Annotated in this window: 15 protein-coding genes and 2 pseudogenes; 1 reads left to right on the top strand and 16 read right to left on the bottom strand. The window is 39.1% G+C overall.

The features are described from left to right. Nucleotides 1–25: 25 nt before the first annotated feature. The 10 genes and pseudogenes from ACVC7R_RS05115 to ACVC7R_RS05070 form a co-directional block, all read right to left on the bottom strand. Entirely contained in the window at nt 26–781 is a 756-nt protein-coding gene (locus ACVC7R_RS05115; protein ID WP_447263821.1) for a hypothetical protein, read from the bottom strand. An 84-nt stretch (nt 782–865) separates the two neighbouring features. Continuing rightward, nucleotides 866–1,765: pseudogene (locus ACVC7R_RS05110) on the bottom strand (HAD family hydrolase); the annotation flags it as partial. Between the two features lie 15 nt (nt 1,766–1,780). Further along, on the bottom strand, nt 1,781–2,953 hold the full coding sequence (locus tag ACVC7R_RS05105) for a restriction endonuclease subunit S (protein ID WP_447263820.1): 1,173 nt from the start codon (nt 2,951–2,953) through the stop codon (nt 1,781–1,783). Then, the gene (locus tag ACVC7R_RS05100) at nt 2,946–3,983 is read right to left on the bottom strand and encodes a hypothetical protein (RefSeq protein ID WP_447263819.1); all 1,038 of its coding nucleotides are present in this window, start codon (nt 3,981–3,983) and stop codon (nt 2,946–2,948) included. Before ACVC7R_RS05100 ends, ACVC7R_RS05105 begins: the two co-directional genes overlap by 8 nt. 208 nt (nt 3,984–4,191) lie before the next feature. Then, nucleotides 4,192–4,458 carry a hypothetical protein gene (locus ACVC7R_RS05095; protein WP_447263818.1) on the bottom strand — a complete coding sequence of 89 codons (267 nt, stop codon included), beginning with the start codon at nt 4,456–4,458 and terminating at the stop codon, nt 4,192–4,194. After that, a complete protein-coding gene (locus ACVC7R_RS05090) occupies nt 4,455–5,165 on the bottom strand; it encodes a hypothetical protein (RefSeq protein WP_447263817.1) in 711 nt (236 codons plus the stop codon). The genes ACVC7R_RS05095 and ACVC7R_RS05090 overlap by 4 nt, the downstream gene beginning before the upstream one ends. A 3-nt stretch (nt 5,166–5,168) precedes the next feature. Then, complete coding sequence (locus ACVC7R_RS05085; protein WP_447263816.1) at nt 5,169–7,016, bottom strand: ATP-binding protein; 1,848 nt, start codon at nt 7,014–7,016, stop codon at nt 5,169–5,171. Continuing rightward, entirely contained in the window at nt 7,013–8,017 is a 1,005-nt protein-coding gene (locus tag ACVC7R_RS05080) for an SIR2 family protein (RefSeq protein ID WP_447263815.1), read from the bottom strand. The genes ACVC7R_RS05085 and ACVC7R_RS05080 overlap by 4 nt, the downstream gene beginning before the upstream one ends. A 34-nt stretch (nt 8,018–8,051) precedes the next feature. Further along, entirely contained in the window at nt 8,052–11,042 is a 2,991-nt protein-coding gene (locus tag ACVC7R_RS05075) for a type I restriction endonuclease subunit R (protein ID WP_447263814.1), read from the bottom strand. A gap of 74 nt (nt 11,043–11,116) precedes the next feature. Then, nucleotides 11,117–13,771 carry a DEAD/DEAH box helicase family protein gene (locus ACVC7R_RS05070; protein ID WP_447263813.1) on the bottom strand — a complete coding sequence of 885 codons (2,655 nt, stop codon included), beginning with the start codon at nt 13,769–13,771 and terminating at the stop codon, nt 11,117–11,119. Nucleotides 13,772–13,907: 136 nt separating this feature from the next. Between ACVC7R_RS05070 and ACVC7R_RS05065 the strand changes: the two genes are divergently transcribed. Continuing rightward, on the top strand, nt 13,908–14,528 hold the full coding sequence (locus tag ACVC7R_RS05065; RefSeq protein ID WP_447263812.1) for a TVP38/TMEM64 family protein: 621 nt from the start codon (nt 13,908–13,910) through the stop codon (nt 14,526–14,528). Nucleotides 14,529–14,571: 43 nt separating this feature from the next. Here the strand turns inward: ACVC7R_RS05065 and ACVC7R_RS05060 are convergent, their stop codons facing one another. The 6 genes and pseudogenes from ACVC7R_RS05060 to ACVC7R_RS05035 all read right to left on the bottom strand — a co-directional run bounded on the left by ACVC7R_RS05060 (nt 14,572) and on the right by ACVC7R_RS05035 (nt 21,103). Then, a complete protein-coding gene (locus ACVC7R_RS05060) occupies nt 14,572–15,726 on the bottom strand; it encodes an MFS transporter (RefSeq protein WP_447263811.1) in 1,155 nt (384 codons plus the stop codon). 179 nt (nt 15,727–15,905) lie between these two features. After that, the gene (ftsX, locus tag ACVC7R_RS05055) at nt 15,906–16,832 is read right to left on the bottom strand and encodes a permease-like cell division protein FtsX (RefSeq protein ID WP_447263810.1); all 927 of its coding nucleotides are present in this window, start codon (nt 16,830–16,832) and stop codon (nt 15,906–15,908) included. Beyond that, a complete protein-coding gene (gene ftsE, locus ACVC7R_RS05050; RefSeq protein ID WP_004251332.1) occupies nt 16,825–17,517 on the bottom strand; it encodes a cell division ATP-binding protein FtsE in 693 nt (230 codons plus the stop codon). The genes ftsX and ftsE overlap by 8 nt, the downstream gene beginning before the upstream one ends. 15 nt (nt 17,518–17,532) lie before the next feature. Further along, nucleotides 17,533–18,628, bottom strand: a protein-coding gene (prfB, locus tag ACVC7R_RS05045; RefSeq protein ID WP_447263809.1) for a peptide chain release factor 2 whose coding sequence is annotated in 2 segments (ribosomal slippage) — nt 17,533–18,555 and nt 18,557–18,628 — 1,095 coding nt in all. Because the reading frame shifts where the segments join, the coding sequence is not laid out codon by codon here. Nucleotides 18,629–18,807: 179 nt separating this feature from the next. Then, nucleotides 18,808–19,230, bottom strand: a pseudogene (locus ACVC7R_RS05040) (amidohydrolase family protein); the annotation flags it as partial. A gap of 124 nt (nt 19,231–19,354) precedes the next feature. Beyond that, nucleotides 19,355–21,103 (bottom strand): ABC transporter ATP-binding protein, encoded by a 1,749-nt coding sequence (locus ACVC7R_RS05035; RefSeq protein WP_447263808.1) that lies wholly within the window; start codon nt 21,101–21,103, stop codon nt 19,355–19,357.

The raw sequence follows: 21,103 nt of genomic DNA, 5'->3' as shown, positions 1-21,103 counted from the left end.
GCAATTAATTTTTTTAAACAAGCAATCATTTATAACAAATCACTTCATTCTCAATCGTTTGAATCAAGTCCAAAGGAATATCAGAGACTGGGAGTTGATAAACGATATTTTTTCGAGGGTTATAAAATCCAAGATTTTCGATAGATAGGAAGTCAGGATCATAGGAATGTAAACCCATGATATAGTATACAAGGACTTGTAGTGTATGGTCTTTATTAGGAGCTGTTTTAGTCACCTTAAAATCCCATAATGTATCCTTGGTAAGAAAATCTCCATCACCCTTATCAATCGTATCTGTATAACCTCCAAGAAAATGAAAGCCATCTTTTACCAAAGGACCATAGAGATCGAAGAAGCAAAGGCTTCGTTCTACCATGATACGAATATTCTCTATCGTTTCTGCATCCACCGTAATTTCCTCAAAAGGCTTATAATACTGTTTTCCTGCACGAAAAACGACATCAAAGGACGCTAGACGACAAGCACTTTCTATCGATAAGTCATCCAATCCTGTCACCAAATCGAGCAGTGCTTCTGCTAGGTCTCCCATGCCCACCATCTGAGCTCCCAAGAGAGAAATTCTGAAAGCATCACTGGCTTCTGCCCCTTTCATAAAACGGGTCAAGTAATCCACACAAATCCCCACTAAACTAGGAGATACAGACTCTACAGGATTCAGAACTCTGTGATCTTCGAACTGCTCTACTGAAAATAACTTGATGGGCAGATAACCACCTCGAGGTTGGCTAATTTCTTTGATACGTTGTGTTACAGATACCATGGCAACTCCTTTATGTATATATACTAGCATCGATAAATTTTGTTCGATATTCTTTTATTTAGTAAAAAATCACCTTAGTTTTGGCTTTCTTCTTGGCTTTTTAGAGCTTGCTTCAATTTTATCAGCATTTTTCTTGTTTTCTAACAATTCATTATAAGCTGTCTTTTTAATAATCGTCTTGATTAGTTTATCAAGTTCTGTATTTTCTGAGTAGTCAGCTGGAACAAAATAATCAATACGATTATCCTGAGTCATTTTGTGAACTTTCTTTCTGTCATTGGTTTTTGGATTGAATACACCGATAGAGTAGCCACCTCTTGTTTTGACTAGCTTCATACAGGGTATATCAGTATCACTATCCCCTAAATAAACCATATTTCTAAAAGGAACTCGTAAATCACTTTCAGCAAAAAAATCGTTCACTGCATCGTCATTGACATCTAAAATACCTTTGGTAATTCTAAAAAGAAATTGAGTCTTATTGGTGTAGTTAACAACTTGAGCAGGCCAGACTGCAACACCATTTTCATCACAATAAAAAGAAGTTGCATAAATTTTCTTAAAAGCACCATTTTTAGCTATTGAAGTCCCCTCTATCATTTCTTTCAAACCAGATGAAATAATATAGTGCTCAACAATAACTCCGTTTTTTTCACCATACTTTCGAATACGCTCAAACCAGTCTTTGACTCCTGGAAATAGTTCTACCTCTGAACCAAACTTGGCTAACTCTGTCTTTGTAAATAAAACCTTTCCTGCAGATTCTGTTTTCATCGTAAACATATAGGCAAGGTTCTTGTCCATATTATTAGCCTTGGCAAAACCATTGGATTTCTTCCAAAATTCACTGATTTCATACCCGAGCTTCTGTATAAATCCTTGCGCTTGCATATCATCAGGAGACAGGGTTTTATCAAAATCATAGCAGATAGCTACTACAGGTTTTTCTTCTTTCTTTAGAGTTTCTGATTTTACTTTTGACATTTTACTGCACTCCTTTTATATAAACATATCCTGCAAGAGTTTCTTTTTCAAAGTTTCTAACTGAGTAATTTTTTCTTGGTAAGAGTTGATAAGGTTATCGAGATTAGAGAAGTAAGTGCCGATGGCTTGTTGTTCAGCCATAGAGGGATAGTGTAAAATAACCTTTTCTAAATCGTTATTTCTTAAGTGTACGACTGATTTACCTTGTGCTCTTTTAATCAGTTCTTTCTGTTGACTTCCATTTGAAATGGTTAAAGCCAAGAAAATAGAGTCCACCTTTTTTTTATCTGGGTAGATTATATTTAAATCACCACCCAAAATAATTCCTGATTTCTCAACAACTGATGCTCTCGAAATATCCTCTGCACTTTCACCAGATGCTGGAACTATAACTTCTCCACCTTTACTAATCACTGCATTTGCTTTTACTGTAGTAACAAAAGTATTAACTTTAGAAATTACAGTTTGATAATTAGTATAAAGTTGACCATATAGAATTATCTCTCTGCCAGAATTAATTAAGTCATTTTTAGTATAACCATTCCCTTTAGAAAAACGAGCTAATTCTTTTAAAATTTGAACTTCCCACTCACCTTCAAATCCATCCAAACGAATCTCAGGGACTGTCTGTCCAGCTTTTGGAAACATTTTGGAAAGCATGGTCGCCTTAAGAGATTGGTAGTTGGCGAGATTGTCCTTGTAGCTAGCCAGAAGGTCATCAAGGTTGCGGAAGAGGAATCCGATGGCGGATTGTTCATCAATTTCAGGATGATACACTTTGTAGTTCCCAAGTTGAGGAGCTGTTAGCTGAGGAACACCCGTTGACTCATTTAAAATTCTCATTGAATTAATCTGATTTTCAAGATAATCAACATCAATATTTTCTGATTGAAGAGTCAGAAGTCTAACAACTGGAGTAAAATTTTCATGTCGAGCTACTGCATATCCAACATCTCCACGACCTGTAACAGTCACTGCAGGAGCTTTCACTTTATAATCGTCATAAAATCCAACAATTCCTTTGTTTGTCAAAGCATTTGCAATAACGGGATATTTCCCACTTTCCTTCAATCTTTCTTTATCTACATCACCACCCGCAGATATCTTAACTATATCTGCAATTCTATTTCCTTCCCAAACACTATCAAATCTGTTAAATCTAATTCGGGGAACAATATTTTTACTCATCATTTTCTCCTAGTGCCCAGTCTTTTGTTAAGAAATTGGGAATTTCGTCAGGCTTTACTGGTTCATATTTCAAATTAAAAAATTCATACATACTTAAATTACCAAGATTAGGTTTCTGATACAATTCACGACTTAGCTGGATTAGTTTTTTATTATTTTGAATTTTTTCATAAATTGTTTTTGAAATAAAAAAATTTTCTGTGTAGGCAAATACAAGATAATTTAAAAATTCTTTGATTTTTTTAGGATTTTCGCTATTAAACTGATGTCTTAGAGTTCTATAATTTTTGTCTTTTTTATGATAGAAAGATAAAACCAGAGATGATTTTTTAAAAGGGAAAATGACCAGATGTAAATCTTGCATACTGACTTTTGGATCAGGATTAAAAACATCATTTACGGGATACTCATACATATCAAATTGTAGTGTAATAGCTACTTGTGTAGCAATAGGAACCACAAATGGGAGAATCTCTTTAAACACGATTTGATATGCACCTTTTGTATTATTTAAAATTTCTCGCTTATGAACTTCCACTTCTTGAAGAAAATCTCTTAAATCTAAACTATACAAATCTATCATATCGTCAATACCAATTATTCTTTCTGGAAGAGAACTATACAATTTTACTTCTTGGCTTCGCTTTGAAACATTCATCAATCCATTTTTCAAAGCAATTTCAGCTAACATTTTATCTGAAATTTCCCCTAACAATGCTTCTTCAGATTCATAATCATTAAAGAATTCATTATCACAAGAATGACATATAAATTTAAAGATTCCAGAATTGTTCACACCTTTTTCAGTTTCAAATAAATCTATATCTTCAAAAAACATTAGTGAACTAGACTGCATAATTTTTCCATTCTCAGCCAAATGTTTTAAGACAAATTGAGGAACCGAATGTGAATTGCAAAGTTTAGTAAGTGGCTTATTGCATAGCAAACATGTCTGAGGTCGAGATTTCTTTCTAGCTTCTTGGAACCGCCTAGATAACTCCTTTTTTATTTCAATATTAGATAAACCCATTTCAACCTCTCTAAATTAAAACTCTATTTTTACTAAGAATAATTCTACATACTAAAATTATACCACGAATCCACCAAAAATCCCCTTAGCAATTCCTTTCTAAGGGGATTGTCCATATCCTTATACTGGGCTGATTCTTCTGGTTTGACCTTTTTCTTTCTTGTTACTAGAAATGAGACGGTACTTGCTATCTCGGATGCTATTGAGGTCATTGAAGAGTTGAGTCACTGTTTCTTTTCAAGATAGTCTTCCGCAATAGCGCATAAACGCATAAAGAGGATGTAAGTCCCACTTTACTCTTCATAAACAGCTTACTCGCCACTTGAACAAAATATTTTTTTAAAGCACTACCAAATGGACCTCGTCTAATTCCCTCCGTTGGGTTTAATAATTCTTTGAATTTTTTTGATTTCCATGACGAATCTTCATTGAATCTTGAAAAAATAATACTGGGATCATTTATTTGTTTTTTCATTCTAACCTCGTTACCTTACCTTCTGTATAATCAATTGATATTTCTGGAGAAACATTTGGAATAAAAACATTAATAGACAGTTCTTCATCAATAGAGATAGCTTGAATTTGAATACCAATAGGTATTTTGTCATTTTTATTTTTATAGATTAATTTTGATTTGTAAAAAATGTTCTTCCCATTTTCTATGGTTTTTTCAAGTATATTTTCGAAATAAGACTGACTAAAAGTATTAAGACCTTGAGAATTCATGTTACTCCATGCTGTTTGAACAAATAAGATTCTCTTATTCTTATTGTAAATTTTTTTAACAAGTTCATTGGCTAATGAATGACCAATAATATGTCCTCTATGAAAATACTTTTTTGCAAATATATCTGAAGCAACACATTCCCAATTGACTGGATCCTTTAATTTCTTTCTCTTCTTGCTTCCTAAAGTATCCAGACTTCTTCTAGTCAGAAATGCTTCACAAATATAAGGACGTTCATTTAAATCTGTTGGCAATTCAAGCAACTTATGTTTTTTATGTTCAAATTCACTACGATTAATCAAAGGAATTCCATGCTTAGATGTTTTGCGATTAATTATAAAATAATTCTCCTCAGAAATTACATCAGCATACTCAACCGATTCACTTTCCAATAACCTTTTCAATTCATTTTCATCTACTACTCCGAGTAATCTACACATTTCTTTTTTATTCATAGTTCAACTCCATAAATCTGTCAAAATAACATCATCACTATTCGGTCTAATGACTTCTTCTTTATCTACTTTCAAAAATACTGGAACTTGAATTGCGTTACCAGTAATTATAACTTCACCTTTACCTAAACTAGGAATTTTATTAAAGGAAGTTTTATCCAACGTAGGCATGGTATTTACGAGCATACGTAAATCATTATCATTAACCAATCTATGGATGAAATAATTATGAACCTGTGAAAGAATAGTAGGTGAAATATCTGCGGGTCGTTGACTAGATAAAGTTAAGTAGAAACCAAATTTTCGCCCTTCTTTAATGATTTCCTCAAAAATATTCAATCTGTAGTCCTGCCAAGTATCTCCTACAGAATGGTTTTGAGCATTTAAAATATTATGTGCTTCATCAATAATCAAATGACTAGTACATGTAACATCGTTTCCTGCTATTTTCGCTTTCTGTTGATCATATATCATCTTAGAGATAAGCATAGGAATTAATCTAGTAATCTCCTGATTAGCATGTACAAGATTAATAATATTTAGACTAGAAAAATCGGTAGTTATATCTTTCTTAACTTTAACAACTTTCTTCAAGCTATTCAGAGCTGTATCAATCCTATGAAACAAAGGATTAATATGCTCAATATTAGTTGATTTCCAAGTACTATAGTGAACTTTTTGAAAATCTAAAAAGAACTTTAAACTATCTATCAAGTTCAAAGAATCAAAACTTTCTGCAAGTTTTTGCCTAATTTCATCTATCTGTAACTTTTTTTCTATCTGTTCAGTTAAATCAGACTTATCATTTAAATATATTCGTTCTTCTCCCTGAAAAATATAAGCTTTTGATGTTGCATGGTAAGATAATGAGGAAACTTGATCAAATAATATCCAGTTATCTTTTGCTATGTATGATTTTGCTACTTTGATCCAATTATCTCTTGAATCAGATAATGCTGCATCCCCCGTTGTAAGAATTTTTTTCAACGTTCCAACCACAAATTTTGCAATAACTTCTCCCGTATGTTCTTTTTCATTCCACTCTTTCATTGCTTTCCTAAGAAATGGAACTTGAGTTGCTGATGAAGCACCAAATAAAATTGATAGAATATCTGGGTCAAAAAGGTAGTCCTCAGTAATAGGGATTTTTTTTGATGTATTACTCCTAGTTTCAACATTAAATACTTTCTTGTAGGTATTAGTTACACCAAAGCTATCATCTTTCGTATATTCACCATTAAAATCAATAACATAGAATTTTGAATGCTCTAAAATTTTTTCTCGATAGTCTGACCGAAATAATTCTAAAAATAATTTATGCAATGTATTAGACTTACCACTACCAGTATTCCCAAAAACACCAATATGAGAAGCAAAAATTTTATTAATCGATAAAGGAACAACTTGACCTTCTAAGATTGACTGTCCAATGGAAACAGTTGGCTCAGACTTATTAATCCCATATATTAATTCTAAGTCTTTTTTTGAAGTAATACATACTTCATTTCCAATCATTGGTACATATTGACTTGTTACTTGGAATTCATCGTTTTCAATAACACCTTTAGTTTTTAAATGAACGATTCGATTTATAGAATTCTTTGAAAAACGATTATCAAATTCTGTGCTTCTAATTGTATTTTTTTGATCAGCAACTTTTTCAGTAACAACAGAAGCGATAATTTTTACATTGTTCTGTAAAATTGTTAGATATGCTCCAATTTTTGCTCCTTGTAACACATCACCATGCCATAGATATTCTGCATCATTAGATAAATGATACATTCCAACTTGAGAAATATCCCCATCAACACCTACTATTACACCTAATTTTTTGATACTCGTCTTCATTCTGACTGCTCCTCAAAAGATACATCTCTAAGCAACTCAGTTAGATTACTAATATCGAAACTAAAACATTCACTTCCATCGTCTTTTTTTTGCTTTGATTTATACTTTTCCTCTAATTCATTAGGTGCAATGATATTCAAATTTCTTGGACAATCACTGAGGCCCAAATTTGTTAATATTTTTTGTTTATCAGATTCAGAATAACAAAATATAAAGACATTTAATTCAGGATTTTTCAAAGATCTGTTCAACATTTTAGCAATATGTTTATCTTGAAATGAGAATCCAATAACAATAAGAATAGATTGTGGTTTATCTAACTCAAGTTGAAATACTCTTAGCATGTCATGAAAATGATTATTTAGAAACGTTTCTTGACCCTCTAAGCCCGTTGGTTTAACTACTACAGGATTTTCAACTACACTTTGCCTTATTAAAATATTGTCCTCTTGCCCTCTTTCCCAGTTCATCGAACCATGTGGTTTAATCAAAGATAATGTAGGAAGTTCATTAAGGTAATTATCATTTAATCCCCTATATGCAACAGACTTATTATAGTTAGCACTATCTAAAATTCTATTAAAATATCCATTACTTCCATCATTAAAAACAAATGATTCATATTTCATCAATTCATCTAGTGCCTTCTCAATGAAGAGATCGTAGTTAGTAGTAAAAATATTAATATTTTTTGTCACTTGTCTAGAATTTGCATGATAAAGTAGTTGAAGTATAACTTTAATAAATTCAGAATATCTTTTTAAAACTGCTTTAATATTTTCTTCATCATTAGCATTACTAATATCTTCAAGAACTTTCATTGAAACTGCTTTAACTTTATCAGATAGTAAATTATTAGCTTCCTCATCTGAAATATCTTCACTTTTGAAAAAAGACATTAAAGGTATGGCTGGAACTGAAGTCCCTGATCCAATTAGAAAATTAAGCCTCTTAGTCATTGCAAAATAACGCAACTGTTTTATATCAAATTTTTCAACCATATTTGTTCCTCGAATAAGAATAAAATACTTTCCTCTACCTCCCAACCCTCAACGGCTCAATCACTTCTTCGATCAGTTGGGTATAGGCTTCTTTGATTTGTTTTTTATAGAGGAGTGGGTTGAGTGCATCTGACACCTCAACTTTATAGTCCTTGTAGCGCTGACTCTTGGTCAGTTGACTTTCTCCTAGTTGTTTTTTTGCTCCCTTGCGGTAGTGATTGACATAGTAGCGGAGTTCATCTTCGCCCACATACCAGGTCTTACTAAAGTCTTGGATATGCTGCTGGATGACTGCTTCAATCATTTGGTCAAGGATATTGGCGATGGATTGACCTCTATAGCGGTCTGGATTTGCCTGTACTTCTTGCCAAAGTTCTGAGATGATCTGCGCAAGGTTTGGATTGGTCTTCTCCAGACTTTGGATATAGGTATCCACTGCTTCTCTATCCTGTGCACTGAGACTCTTTTCCTGACTTTGCTCTTGCTCGATCAGACTTTGGATCAAGGTCAGGATATAGGCATAGTTGATCTCATCGACTTGGATAGACTCCAGTTCGTAGTGGATATCCAGTGGCTCCCCATCTTCATCACCATCTTCTGAACGACTTTTAAGTTCGGCAAGGATATTTTGATAGAAACCTAGATAGTTTTCCAATTCTTCTGCAGTTAGTCCAGTCTCTGCATAGATTTCTTCCTCGTCATACTCTTTATAAACTCGGATAGAAGCCAAGTATTTATCAAAGGATTGATAAGCCTTGGCTAGTTTTCTTAATTCAGGTGTAGAGATTTGCTCGATCTGGAGTCCTTCTTCGGGATCATCTGTCACAAGATTTTGGAAGTCGCTACAACTTCTCAAAAAGTTTCTCTTTTCCTCTTCCCAGCTTGGTGCTAGGACATCATTTTCTCCACCATTTGAGTAGAGTTTGAGGGCATTATCGACTGCTTCCTTAAAGGCTATAGGCTTTTGGAAAGTGATGATATGACCATAGGTCTTACTAGAATCAAAGATACGGTTGGTTCGACTAAAGGCCTGAATCAAGTCCTGCGGTTGCATGGGTTTACGATCGATAAAGAGAGTCGATAGACAAGGAGCATCAAATCCCGTCAAGAGACGATTGACCACGATGACTAAGTCCAACTGTTCATTGCGGTAGAGATATTTATCTTGCTTACGGGCAAGGCGGTTATTGACATCGGTATTAAAGCCTCGAAGATCTGCCATGGTAAAGTGAGTATCAAACTCTCTATTATAGTCCTCTAAGACCTGTTTCATGTGGTCTTGGTTGGCTCTTGAGTCCTCCTCGTTTTCTGTGACAGAGTAGGTAATGGTAAATTTCGGAAAGTCTGGGAGGACCATCTTGACTCTCTCTGATACCTTGACACGTGTCTGACCAGCCTTGACTTTTTTGAGAAGGTCATAGTAGGCTTGGGCTTGCGGGATGGACTTGACGGTTAGAATAGCATTGTAGGTATTGCCCACACCTTTTTGGAAGCCTAGTTGTTGGCGGGATTTATTGATAATGGCATCCAAGACTTCCAGCATGTGCTCCTCATTTTCATAGACGGTATCTGGTATTCCATTTTCAGCCTGATCTGTAATGAGGGTATTACGGTAATCCACCTTAAAGCCTAAGACAGCTCCATCGTGGATAGCTTCCTTGACTGTATACTCATGGAGACGGTCTCCATACTGTTGCTGGGTAGTTTGAGCTAGGTCGCCGACCTGCTGGCGTTTATTTTCCTTAAAGATGGGTGTGCCTGTAAATCCATACCAGAGGGACTGTGGGAAAAAGGCTTTAATGTCTTTTTGTGTTTGTGGGGTCACGGCACGGTGGCATTCATCCACGACAAAGGCCACTCGGAGTCCTTTGATTTTGTCCGCATCTCGTTGGTAAAGACCTTGGTCAAACTTGCGCATCATGGTGGTGATTTTCTGGATGGTTGTCACCACGACACGCTTATCATTACTGCATAAGCGCTTAACCAGATCATGTGTATTATCCGTCTCATCGATGTCGATAACATCATTGGTCGCATAGGAGAGGAAGGATGATGTGGTTTGTTGGTCCAAGTCTCTACGGTCCACGACAAAAATCGTCTTTTGGATAGATGGAATCTGAAGGAGATTCCTCGCTACCTTATAAGAAGTCAAAGTCTTCCCTGAACCTGTCGTATGCCAGACATAGCCTGATGCCTGCTGGCGAGAGGCTTCTTGCACTGCTTCGATGGCGTGGATCTGATAGGGGCGCAAGAGGATGAGAGATTTCTTGCTATCATCAATGACCGAATACTGCATGACCATCTGGTGAGCACGAGGGATAGAAAGGACTTCGTGAGCAAAGCTAGTCAGGTTTGTCACAGGATGATTGTCCCTATCCACCCACTTGGTTAGAAATTGCTTGTTAAGTTTATTTTCACGAGCTGCAGCAATATAGCGGGTATCTACTTTGTTCGTCACAACAAACATCTGCAAGCTAGAGTAGATGCCACGGAACTTCCCTTCACGATCATATTTTTTAATCTGATGAAAGGCATCGATAAATGCTGCTTGAGTGCTCTTGAGCTCGATTTGAATCATAGGTAAGCCATTGATCAGCAGGGTAACATCCAATCTACGGTCTTGGTCCAGAGGATTTACTTTTTCTCGTTGGACTTGATTGACAACTTCGTAGCTAGACTTTCCTGCTGCGATATTATCGCGCCAAATGACTGACAATCGGATGGTGCCTAGACTCGCATCTTCTCTTTGAACCTCGACTTTGGCAATGCCATTTTCTCCGACCAACCACTTGGCAGCATCATAATAGCTAACAAAGTTTAGTTGGTTCTGAATCTGGCGTTTTTCCTGTTCTGTCAAGGGATGATCTGATAGCAGAGCAACGTTATTTTGGGCTAGCTTCTCAAAGAAATTGTCCCATAGTTGTTCTTCTGTTTTTAGGTCTTCTCTATAAGTCCATTGGCTCTCACCAGTTACCAGCTGGTTTATCAGTTGTTTTTCTATTTCCAGTTCTGGTTTTACCTGCATCTATATTTCTCCTTCAGGGACCATATTCTTGCTATTATTATATCATATTCTGGAAAGAAAACGCTCACTTCCTTCTATTTCAACGCACTTTTAACCTTCTTCTTGGTAATGAGGCGGTCATTTTTGTTGGCTAGGGATTTGAGTCGGGCTTCGAGTAAGACTTTTCTGCCTGCTTCGTTGCGGGTGTAGACTAGCTGGTAATCACCTAACTGAGGGGCGACTGCGTCTAGAAAGAGCTGAGCATCTTCCTTGCGTTTTTCAAAGAGGCTAGGCACTACGAAATACTTGGACTGTCCTGCTGGTGCTTTTTGAGCGACTAATAGGTAGCGTTGATTGTCGACTGGGGCAAAGAATTCGCCCAAGGTCTGAGAAAAGAGTTCCTTGTCTCGCATACTGCCACCCTTAAGATAGGCAAAAACGCAATAGCTATCCTTATCTTCTTCCACCTGCACGCGCGACTGGTCATCAGACAAATGCCCTGCAGTCACCATGACCTTACGAATGGCTTCACCGATCTGACGTAGACGTACATAAGGACTCTTATAAAAGAAATAACGGACCAAAGCAATAGTAAGCAAAACAAGACTAATAGTCGTTAACCAAGCAAGATGAATACCATTTGTTTTAAAAAGATAGAGGAGGAGATTAACTGCAATCAATAAGAAAGAATAGCGAACCCACTTTTCACCATCAACTAGTGTCAAGAGAGGGATTTGCTTACGATCTGTTGCTACCTCATTGACAATCTCAATCTTATCTGCAACGATGAGAGATTCCTGCCATTTTTTACGTAGGGAGGCGCGATCCTTGGATAGTTCCATAATCTTCTCGTTATAGTCTTCGAGTTTCTTTTTCTTAAATGGGAACTCAGGAAAGTCCAAGCGATCCAGCCCTGTCTCGATGGTATCTTCCTTATAGGACAAGCCCAGGAAATGGTCCATACGGCGAGTTAGATTGAGTAAATCTTGATAGGAATTATCCTTATCTACTTCCTCTTCCTCTTCATTTTCCCGCAAGAAAAGATTTTTTGTATAGGGTTTGATTGCGACCAGATGCCAGATATTGCTTGTCTTTTCTGGATGTCCTGACCAGACACGAATGGCACGCCCTCGCATCTGATTGCTGAGCATAAAGCTCCCCACAAAACTACCTAAGATCAGAGAATTAACACAAGGCGCATCCCACCCTTCACCTAAGAGAGACTTGGTTCCGACCAAGACCTGGATAGAACCTCGTTGGAAGAGCTCGGTCACTGCTGCGACCATCCCCTTAAAGCTGGATGGAAAGCTCACTTGGAGATAGGACTCTTGATCGAGTTTCCCGATGGCAGAGAAGCTTAAGCTAGTGTTTGGGATGACTTCTTCGAGTTCTGCCTTGACACTCGCGGGTATAATCACGACACTACCAGAAAGGACTGCTATGGGGACAGAAAGGCCTTGCTTTTGTGCACTTCTGCGAATGGTTTCAAAGTAAGGGAGGACTCCTAATTGCGTGATGGGTGCTTGGTCATCTCCCAGATAAGTCGTAAAATCCTTACGGATATAGTCCGCCAAGACTAACTGTCTCAAGTCCTTGCCTAGACTAGCATACTCAGTCTCAAAGATAGATGCAATACCAGCTAGTTTTCCTAGAGATTGGTTGAGGATTTGATCATTGGCTTTGGATTTGACCAAGAAAACCTGACGTTTTTCAATCAGTCCTCTTAATTTCAGTTCTGCTTCTATCTTTTTCTTGGTCTCCTGTGGATCTTCATACCAGTCAGGAGTCTGATAGAGAAGGCCTTGCAAGAGAACTTCTAGCCAATAATAATTGAGGGCAGGCAAGCCTTCAGCTCCCAGTAAATCTTGTAGATGCTTGGGAATTTCCTGTTTTTGAGACTGTAGATAAATGAGGATAGCCGAGAGATACTTGGGATCTTCAAGAAGTAGATCTGCCGAGATTTGGCCATTAAGAACCTTGGAGCTCCGAATCAACTCTTGGAAGTCAGAATCAACGACTAGTTGGCTGACATACTGCCACTTGGTTTCTTCAAACTCTTCTAGGCGCTTGTCCTCTTCCTTAGTCGGAAAACAAATATAGACAAAGTCCTGATGAGGGCACAGAGTGTCTTCCTTGACTAGTTCTGGCACCGTGATTTCTTGGTCAATCTCGCCACACATCTGGAGATAGCGATCCCAGAGTTCTGGTTCACTGTCATAAGGCGGTGTCGCAGTGAGAGAGATGACTTGCAGTTGCTGGTAGTTTTTACGGAAGTCTTCTAGACTTTTCCACCATTCATTTCTCAAGTGATGGCATTCGTCCAGACAGAGAGTTTCGACACCCCTTTCCTTGAGTCTGGCAAGTAGGTCAAAGCCTACAAAATCCTCAACCTTGCCATTATCTTCTTGTGATTGTACCTGTTGCATAGCGCTGTGAAAAGCTTGGTAGGTGGCGATGGTGATTTGCTTCATGTCCTTGAGATTTTGAGACACGAGACTTTGGACTTGGTCCTCACCCTCTAAAAAGGCCTGGCCAATCCTATCCACCCATTGTTCCCGGATGGTCACCGTCGGTACCAAAACGAGGGCAGGCTTATCAAAGCGAGCAATCAACTCGATTCCTATGGTTGTTTTCCCTGAACCTGGTGCTGCCACCAAGTGGACATGGCCATCTGCTTGGTATTCTTGGAAATTGTCCAATACCTGTTTTTGGTAGTTGCGCCAAGTGCCATTAAACTTCAATCCTAACATGATTTTCCTCATTCTAAGCTGTCATTTTCTTATTCCCATTTTACCATACTTGATGCAAAGTCACACGAAGTATCCCATCTAGTCTTTCTCCCTAAAATATGGTATAGTAGAATCATACTAGACAAGAGGAGTTTACATGTCACACGAGAAAGAAATGAAAGCTGTTTCTCCCCTTCTACAGCAAGCCATTCATATTTCCTCCATCCTCGGTGGAGTTGGTACTTTAATATTCTGCATCTGGGCCTATCAGGCTGGTATCCTGCACTCCAAGGAAACCCTTTCTGCCTTTATCCAACAGGCAGGCATCTGGGGCCCACCGCTCTTTATCTTTTTACAGATTTTGCAGACGGTCGTGCCTATTATCCCTGGTGCTCTGACATCTGTAGCAGGTGTCTTTATCTACGGTCATATCATTGGGACCATTTACAACTATATCGGTATTGTCATTGGTTGTGCTATTATCTTTTACCTAGTAAGGCTCTATGGTGCGCCTTTTGTCCAGTCCATGGTCAGCAAACGCACCTATGACAAGTATATCGGCTGGCTGGATGAGGGCAATCGCTTTGACCGATTCTTTATCTTTATGATGATTTGGCCAGTTAGTCCAGCTGATTTTCTCTGCATGTTGGCTGCTTTGACCAAGATGAGCTTCAAGCGGTATATGACCATTATCATCCTGACCAAGCCCTTTACTCTGGTCGTTTACACCTATGGCTTGACCTACATCATCGATTACTTTTGGCAGATGTTTGCCTAATACACAAAAAAACTCAAGGATTCTCCTTGAGTTTTTTTCTTTGTTAGGCTTCTTTTTTCAATAAAAGGGAAACAAGGACCGAAGTGGCAATCATCCATGCCCCTAGAATGATAAAGGTCATGCGACCATCCTGAGTGACCAGACCAATCCCTGAGAGAACGAATGGCGTTAAAGATGCACCAAAACTACATCCTAAAACCGCATAGGAAGTTGCTTTATTGAGGAGTTTTGCAGGGATTCTCTCAGAAATCAACTGAAAGACTGTCGTCAGGGCGATGCTGTAAGCAAAACCTCCCAGGATAGAACCAGCAACGACTACCCAGAGTGATGGAGCAAGAGCGATGATGATTTGACCAATTCCAAAGGTTACACCAGCTACCAATAGAAGTCTTTCCTTGAAGGTCGAGATCAGGAAAGAAAAGCTGATTCCAGCTAGAATCCCGATCAACTGCATGGCACTGAGTACCAAACTCGACAACTGAGCATCTCCGAAACCTGCCTCAATCATGAGACTCGGGATACGGAAGGTAATAGCCGTATTGGTACATACAATCACTGCAGCTGCAATGGCAAGGAAGAAAATGAGCTTTTTCATAGAAGCAGTCAATCTTACTGCTTCTTCTGTCTGATGCTTGGACTCATGAACTTCTGCGTTTCCATAAGGGACAAAGAGAAGGAAGAGTACGAGAACTACTAGACCAGCTGCATAGGCTAGGAAGGTTGCTGTCCAGCCAAAGGCCAAGAGCTGACCGACTGCCAGCGTCAAGATAGAGGCTCCTACTACCTCAGCTGACCCACGAAAACCAAGCATTTGGATACGAGTTTTGCCGTGGTAACGTTCACTGATGATCGAAATAGCCTTGGCATTGAGCATTCCTACTCCAAGCCCAAATAGCAAGCGTGTCGCAAAGACAAAGTAATAACCCTGATACCAGAAAGGTGCTGTTCCACTGATGGATAAAATCAAGAGTCCCAAGGTCAACTGGAGGCGTTCAGGAAAAATACGCTCTAAAACTCCGTTCAATAAAAGCATGGCCATAATCCCAAAGGATGGGAGGCTGACCAAGAGTTCAACCTGACCAGTCGAATAACCCTGATAATAGTCAAACATAGCAGGCAGGGCACTCGAAATTGAAAACGATGTGATCAATACTAACGATAGGGAGAGTATGCTCACTTTTTCCAAAAATTGTTTCATCTTTTCCTCATTCATTGTTCATTTTTCATATTAGTAAAAAGGTCCTTTCCTATCATACACTCTTTACCCAAAATTGGCAAGCGAGTAAGCACCAAGACCAAAAGAAAAAGCGGGGCATCAAGATTTGTGAAGTCTTGATGACATCCTACTTTTTTATGTGTTTTATCCAGTTATGTGACTTAGATTTTCAAGAATCGACGCATTGAGATTCCTGAACCTAGTGAACCGATACAGATTCCAATGAGGAACAAGAGACCGATCATCAATGGAATAAAGGTATTCGGTGTAATCAAAGATAGGTTTTGACCAACCAAGGATGGGTTGACAGATTGGAACACTCGATTATAGATAAAGTAAACCAATGCTGATGGAAGAGCTGCTCCAAACAATCCGATAAAGGCACCTTCTAGCAAGAATGGGCCACGGATATAACCGTTCTTGGCACCAACCAAACGCATGATTTGGATTTCACGGCTACGTGAAATGATAGTAATACGGATGGTATTTGAAATCAAGAAGACTGCGATGAAGATCAAGAGTCCTGCGATGACTAATCCCCATACACGGATGAAGGAAGCCAACTTGAAGAGACGTTCGGTATTGGCACCACCGTCTTGGACTTCAGAGACACCTTCAATTTTCTTAGCTTCTTCAGCTACAGGTTTTACATCACTTGGTGAATTGGTATCTACGATGTAGGCATCATGAAGAGGGTTTGCATCTCCTTCAAACACCTTCCACTCATCACCCATAGTTTCAGTCAGCTTTTGGTACTGTTCTTCTTTACTTGAGAAGGTTACATTTTTTACAGCTGGCAGAGCTTTAAGGGCGTTATAGACCTTGTGGTAGTCATTGTTAGTGACTGTTTGGCCTTCTTTTACAATGGTTTCACTGTTGTCTTCAACGTCTTTACGAACATAAACCATGACGCGGACGTTGTTTTCAATATCAGTTGCTAATTTCGCAGTATTGAAGATAACTGAAGCAAAGATAGCAACCAAGGTCAAGGTAATCATTACTGAACTGACAGCAGCAATGGTCATCCACCCATTACGCTTTAAACTCTTTAAAGCTTCGAACAGATGGCGGAAAAATCTACTAATCATCGTATCCGTACTCTCCTTTCGCTTCATCACGTACCACGCGACCATTCTCGATGGCAATAACGCGGTGGCGCAAGGTATTTACGATTTGGCTGTTGTGGGTCGCCATCAAAACAGTTGTCCCTTGAAGATTGATACGTTCCAAGAGGTTCATGATTTCCCATGAGTTATCTGGGTCCAAGTTTCCTGTTGGTTCGTCGGCAATCAAAACCTTAGGATTGTTTACGATAGCACGCGCAATGGCGATACGTTGTTGTTCACCACCTGAAAGTTCATTCGGGAATGAACGAACCTTGTGCTTCAGACCAACAAGGTCCAAGACTTCCATAACACGTTTTTTGATGTTACGACGACTTTCACCAACAACCTCCATGGCGTAAGCAATGTTCTCATAAACGGTTTTCTTTGGCAAAAGTTTGTAATCCTGAAAGACTACTCCAACGTTTCTACGCAAGAACGGAATATCTTTCTTTTTTATCTTAACGAGGTTATAACCTGCAACTTGCAAGCTTCCTTTGTCGATTTTGACCTCACGATACAAGGCACGGATAAAAGTTGATTTACCAGCACCTGAAGGTCCTACGATGTAGGCGAATTCTCCTGCATCGATATTTACAGTGATGCCACGTAGGGCTGTTGTCCCGTTGTCGTATTTTTTGACAACATCTCTCATTTCAATGATTGACATGTGACTTCCTTTCTTTTAACTGATACGCCATTTCAGATAAGCATCGATGAAACCATCTAGGTCTCCATCCATAACCTTATCAACTTGCGCTACTTCAAAGTTTGTACGATGGTCTTTTACCATTGTATAAGGTGTAAATACATAGGAGCGGATTTGGCTTCCCCATGTAATTTCCTTTTTCTCACCCTTGAGCGAGTCTACCTCAGCAGCTTTCTTTTCCTGCTCCATCTGATAGAGTTTTACCTGAAGCATCTTCATAGCACGGTCACGGTTTCCGTACTGAGTACGGTCAACAGTTGATGCTACGACGATACCTGTCGGAATGTGGGTCAAACGGACACCTGTTGAAACCTTGTTGACGTTTTGTCCACCTGCTCCACCTGAACGGAAGGTATCCATCTTGATATCATCCTCTCGGATGTCAACTTCGATGGTATCATCCAACTCTGGCATAACTTCTACAGAAGTAAATGAGGTGTGGCGACGTTTAGCAGAGTCAAATGGTGAGATTCGAACCAAACGGTGAACTCCCATCTCTGACTTGAGAAGACCATAAGCATTTGGTCCTTCAAAAGACAAGGTTACTGACTTGATTCCTGCCTCATCACCTGCTTGGTAATCCAGGACCTCAACCTTGAAGCCTTTGGCATTTCCATAGCGAGTATACATACGAAGGAGCATATCGCCCCAGTCCTGAGCCTCTGTTCCCCCTGAACCAGGATGGATTTCAAGGATGGCGTTGTTGTGATCATAGGGTTCTGACAAGAGAAGGGTCATTTCGTAGCTAGTCATCATCTGGTCTAACTCAGAGAGTTTCTCAACCAGCTCATCCTTAACGGATTCATCCTCTGCCAAAAAGTCCAGTAAAATCTCAACTTCATCCTGTAGCTCATCCATCTTGTGGAAGGTATTATAGGTATTTTTGAGTTCGTTTAATTCTTGCGACGTCTTTTGGGCCGCAATATTATCGTTCCAAAAATCAGGTTCTGTCATTTTGTTTTCCAAAATAGCAATCTCTTCCTCTAAACCTTCGAGGTCAAAGAGACCCCCTGAAAGAAGCTAATTTTTCACGATTTGCATCAATTTTTTGACGAATTTCTGAAATGTCCATAGTTACTCCTTTTTTTGCATCTTTCAATTATACCATATTTTCTCATAATTATCTAACTGACTTTTTTAAAATTTATTTTCAAAATGTTACTCTTTGAAGTCAGACAAGCTTATTCTAGGCTAAACTTTAAAAATCTCACGAGAAAAATCTCATGAGATTGAGAGAATTTATACTTATTTTTACAAGGTAACCGTCAAAACTTGACCATCTTTCACGACCTGTACTCCACCAATATAGACATCATCAACATCACTGGATTTGACGGCATAGACTAGATGAGACAGCATGTTTTCTTGTGGTTGGAGATGAATTTTTCCTTGGGGCTGGATGACGAGGAAATCAGCCTGCTTGCCGACTTCTAGACTACCAATCACATCTGCCATTCCTAATACCTTAGCCCCCTCAATCGTCAAGGCCTTGAGGGCGGTTTTGATTGGGAATTGGCTAGCATCACCACTCTTCATCTTCTGTAGCAGTGCTGCGGTCCGCCCTTCCTCAAACATATCAAGGTTGTTATTAGAAGCAACGGAATCTGTCGCAATACCAACCGGCACTCCTGCTTTTTGAAGTTGGACGACTGGTGCAATCCCTGAGGCTAGTTTTCTAGTTTGCTCTTTGATTTTCATTGAGTATTAGATATCACAATTTTTCTAGTTATTGTAACAAAAAAGTCACCCCAAGGCAACTTTTCTTGTTTGTTCATTGGCATTATAATGGCTTTCCCATTTATTCTGGGCTAAAAGCTGCTGCTTGCTGCATTTGATAGTATTTGCCTTTTCTCTCCATAAGCTCCTCATGATTCCCATGTTCGACAATATCTCCATCTACCAAGACAAGAATCAAATCAGCATCCTGAATGGTCGATAAACGGTGGGCGATGATAAAGCTTGTCCGCCCCTTCATGAGTTTGGCAAAGGCATCCTGAACCAGCACCTCTGTCCGAGTATCGATGGAGGATGTCGCTTCGTCTAAGATCAAAATCTTAGGGATGGCTAGAAAGACACGGGCAATGGTTAAAAGCTGAGCCTGACCAACAGACAAGGATTCACCCGCATTTTCAAGCTTGGTATCATAGCCCTGTGGCAACTGTTGGATAAAGAAATCTGCATTCGCGGCCTTAGCTGCTGCAATAACCTGCTCTCGGCTAGCATCAGGATTTCCAAAGGCAATATTGTCATGAATAGTTCCTTGCTTGAGCCAAGTTTCTTGGAGCACCATTCCAAACTGCTGTCTCAATGATGCACGGGTATAGTCATAAATCGAGTGACCGTCTAGCAAAATATCTCCTGAGTTAATAGGATAAAAACGCATGAGAAGATTGATCAGGGTAGACTTCCCAGCACCTGTCGGACCAACGATGGCAACCTTACTACCCGCTGGAATATCCATAGACAAGTCCTTAATCAAAATCTTTTCAGGATTGTAGCCAAAAGAAACATGCTTAAAGGAAATGGCTCCCTTGACTTGGTCACTGTTTAATTCTTCCAGACCAGTTTCTGTAACTTCAGGACTTTCTAACACAGCATAAACACGTTCTGCGCAGGCTAAGGCACTCTGCAACTCAGCCAAAACTGATGAAATATCGTTAAAGGGTTTGGTATACTGTTGCACATAGTTTAAAAAAGTCACCAAACGACCAATGGTCAAAGTGGAACCTGCCATGATGCGTAAGGCCCCTACCCCAGCAAGAAGAGCATAAATAAGGGAATTGACAAATCGTGTCGAGGGATTGACTGTTGACGAATAAAAGATAGCCGATTGAGAATAACCTGAGTAGTTGTCATTTGCCTCATGAAGTCTATCGATAAATTCTTCCTGAGCATTAAAAGACTGGATAATGTTTTGCTGACTAAGTGATTCTTCAATCAGCTGGGTTTGAATCCCCCTAGTCTCTGTCTGCTTCTGAAAGAGATGGTAGGACCTCTTGGCGATAAAGCGTGAAATGACCATGGACAGAGGTGTTAAGAGGAGCACTAATAACGTCATCAAGAGATGAATTTGGAGCATGGCAAGGATGCTGACCAAAATCATCAATACTCCGATAAAAAATTGGTTGAAAATCATATTCAGACCTGCGGCCAACTGTTCAATATCTGTCGTCACACGGCTGACCATTTCCCCACTACCTTGTCTATCTACAAGGGCGATTGGGAGACGATGGAGTTTCTCAATGATTTTTTCTCGCAAATCTCTGGTATAGGAAAAGATGAGACGATTATAGAGGAGGGGATTGGCCCATTGTACCAGCGTATTTCCGATGACTACCAAAATCATCTGGAGAAAAATTTGCCAGAACACCTGAGATGAGCCCGTCACTAAGACTTGGTCAATCACCTGTCCAATCAAGATTGGCAGATAGATGGATAGGGCCACTTGAGCAATGGTTCCCAAGAAAGCCAGGAAAAGAAGGATGGGATGGCTTGCTAAATCTTTTGCTAATCGTTTAAGGGTTTGACTTGCATGTTTGCCTTTCAT

This window comes from Streptococcus sp. Z554, from assembly GCF_053010305.1.
This window is presented reverse-complemented; position numbering and strand designations above follow the sequence as displayed.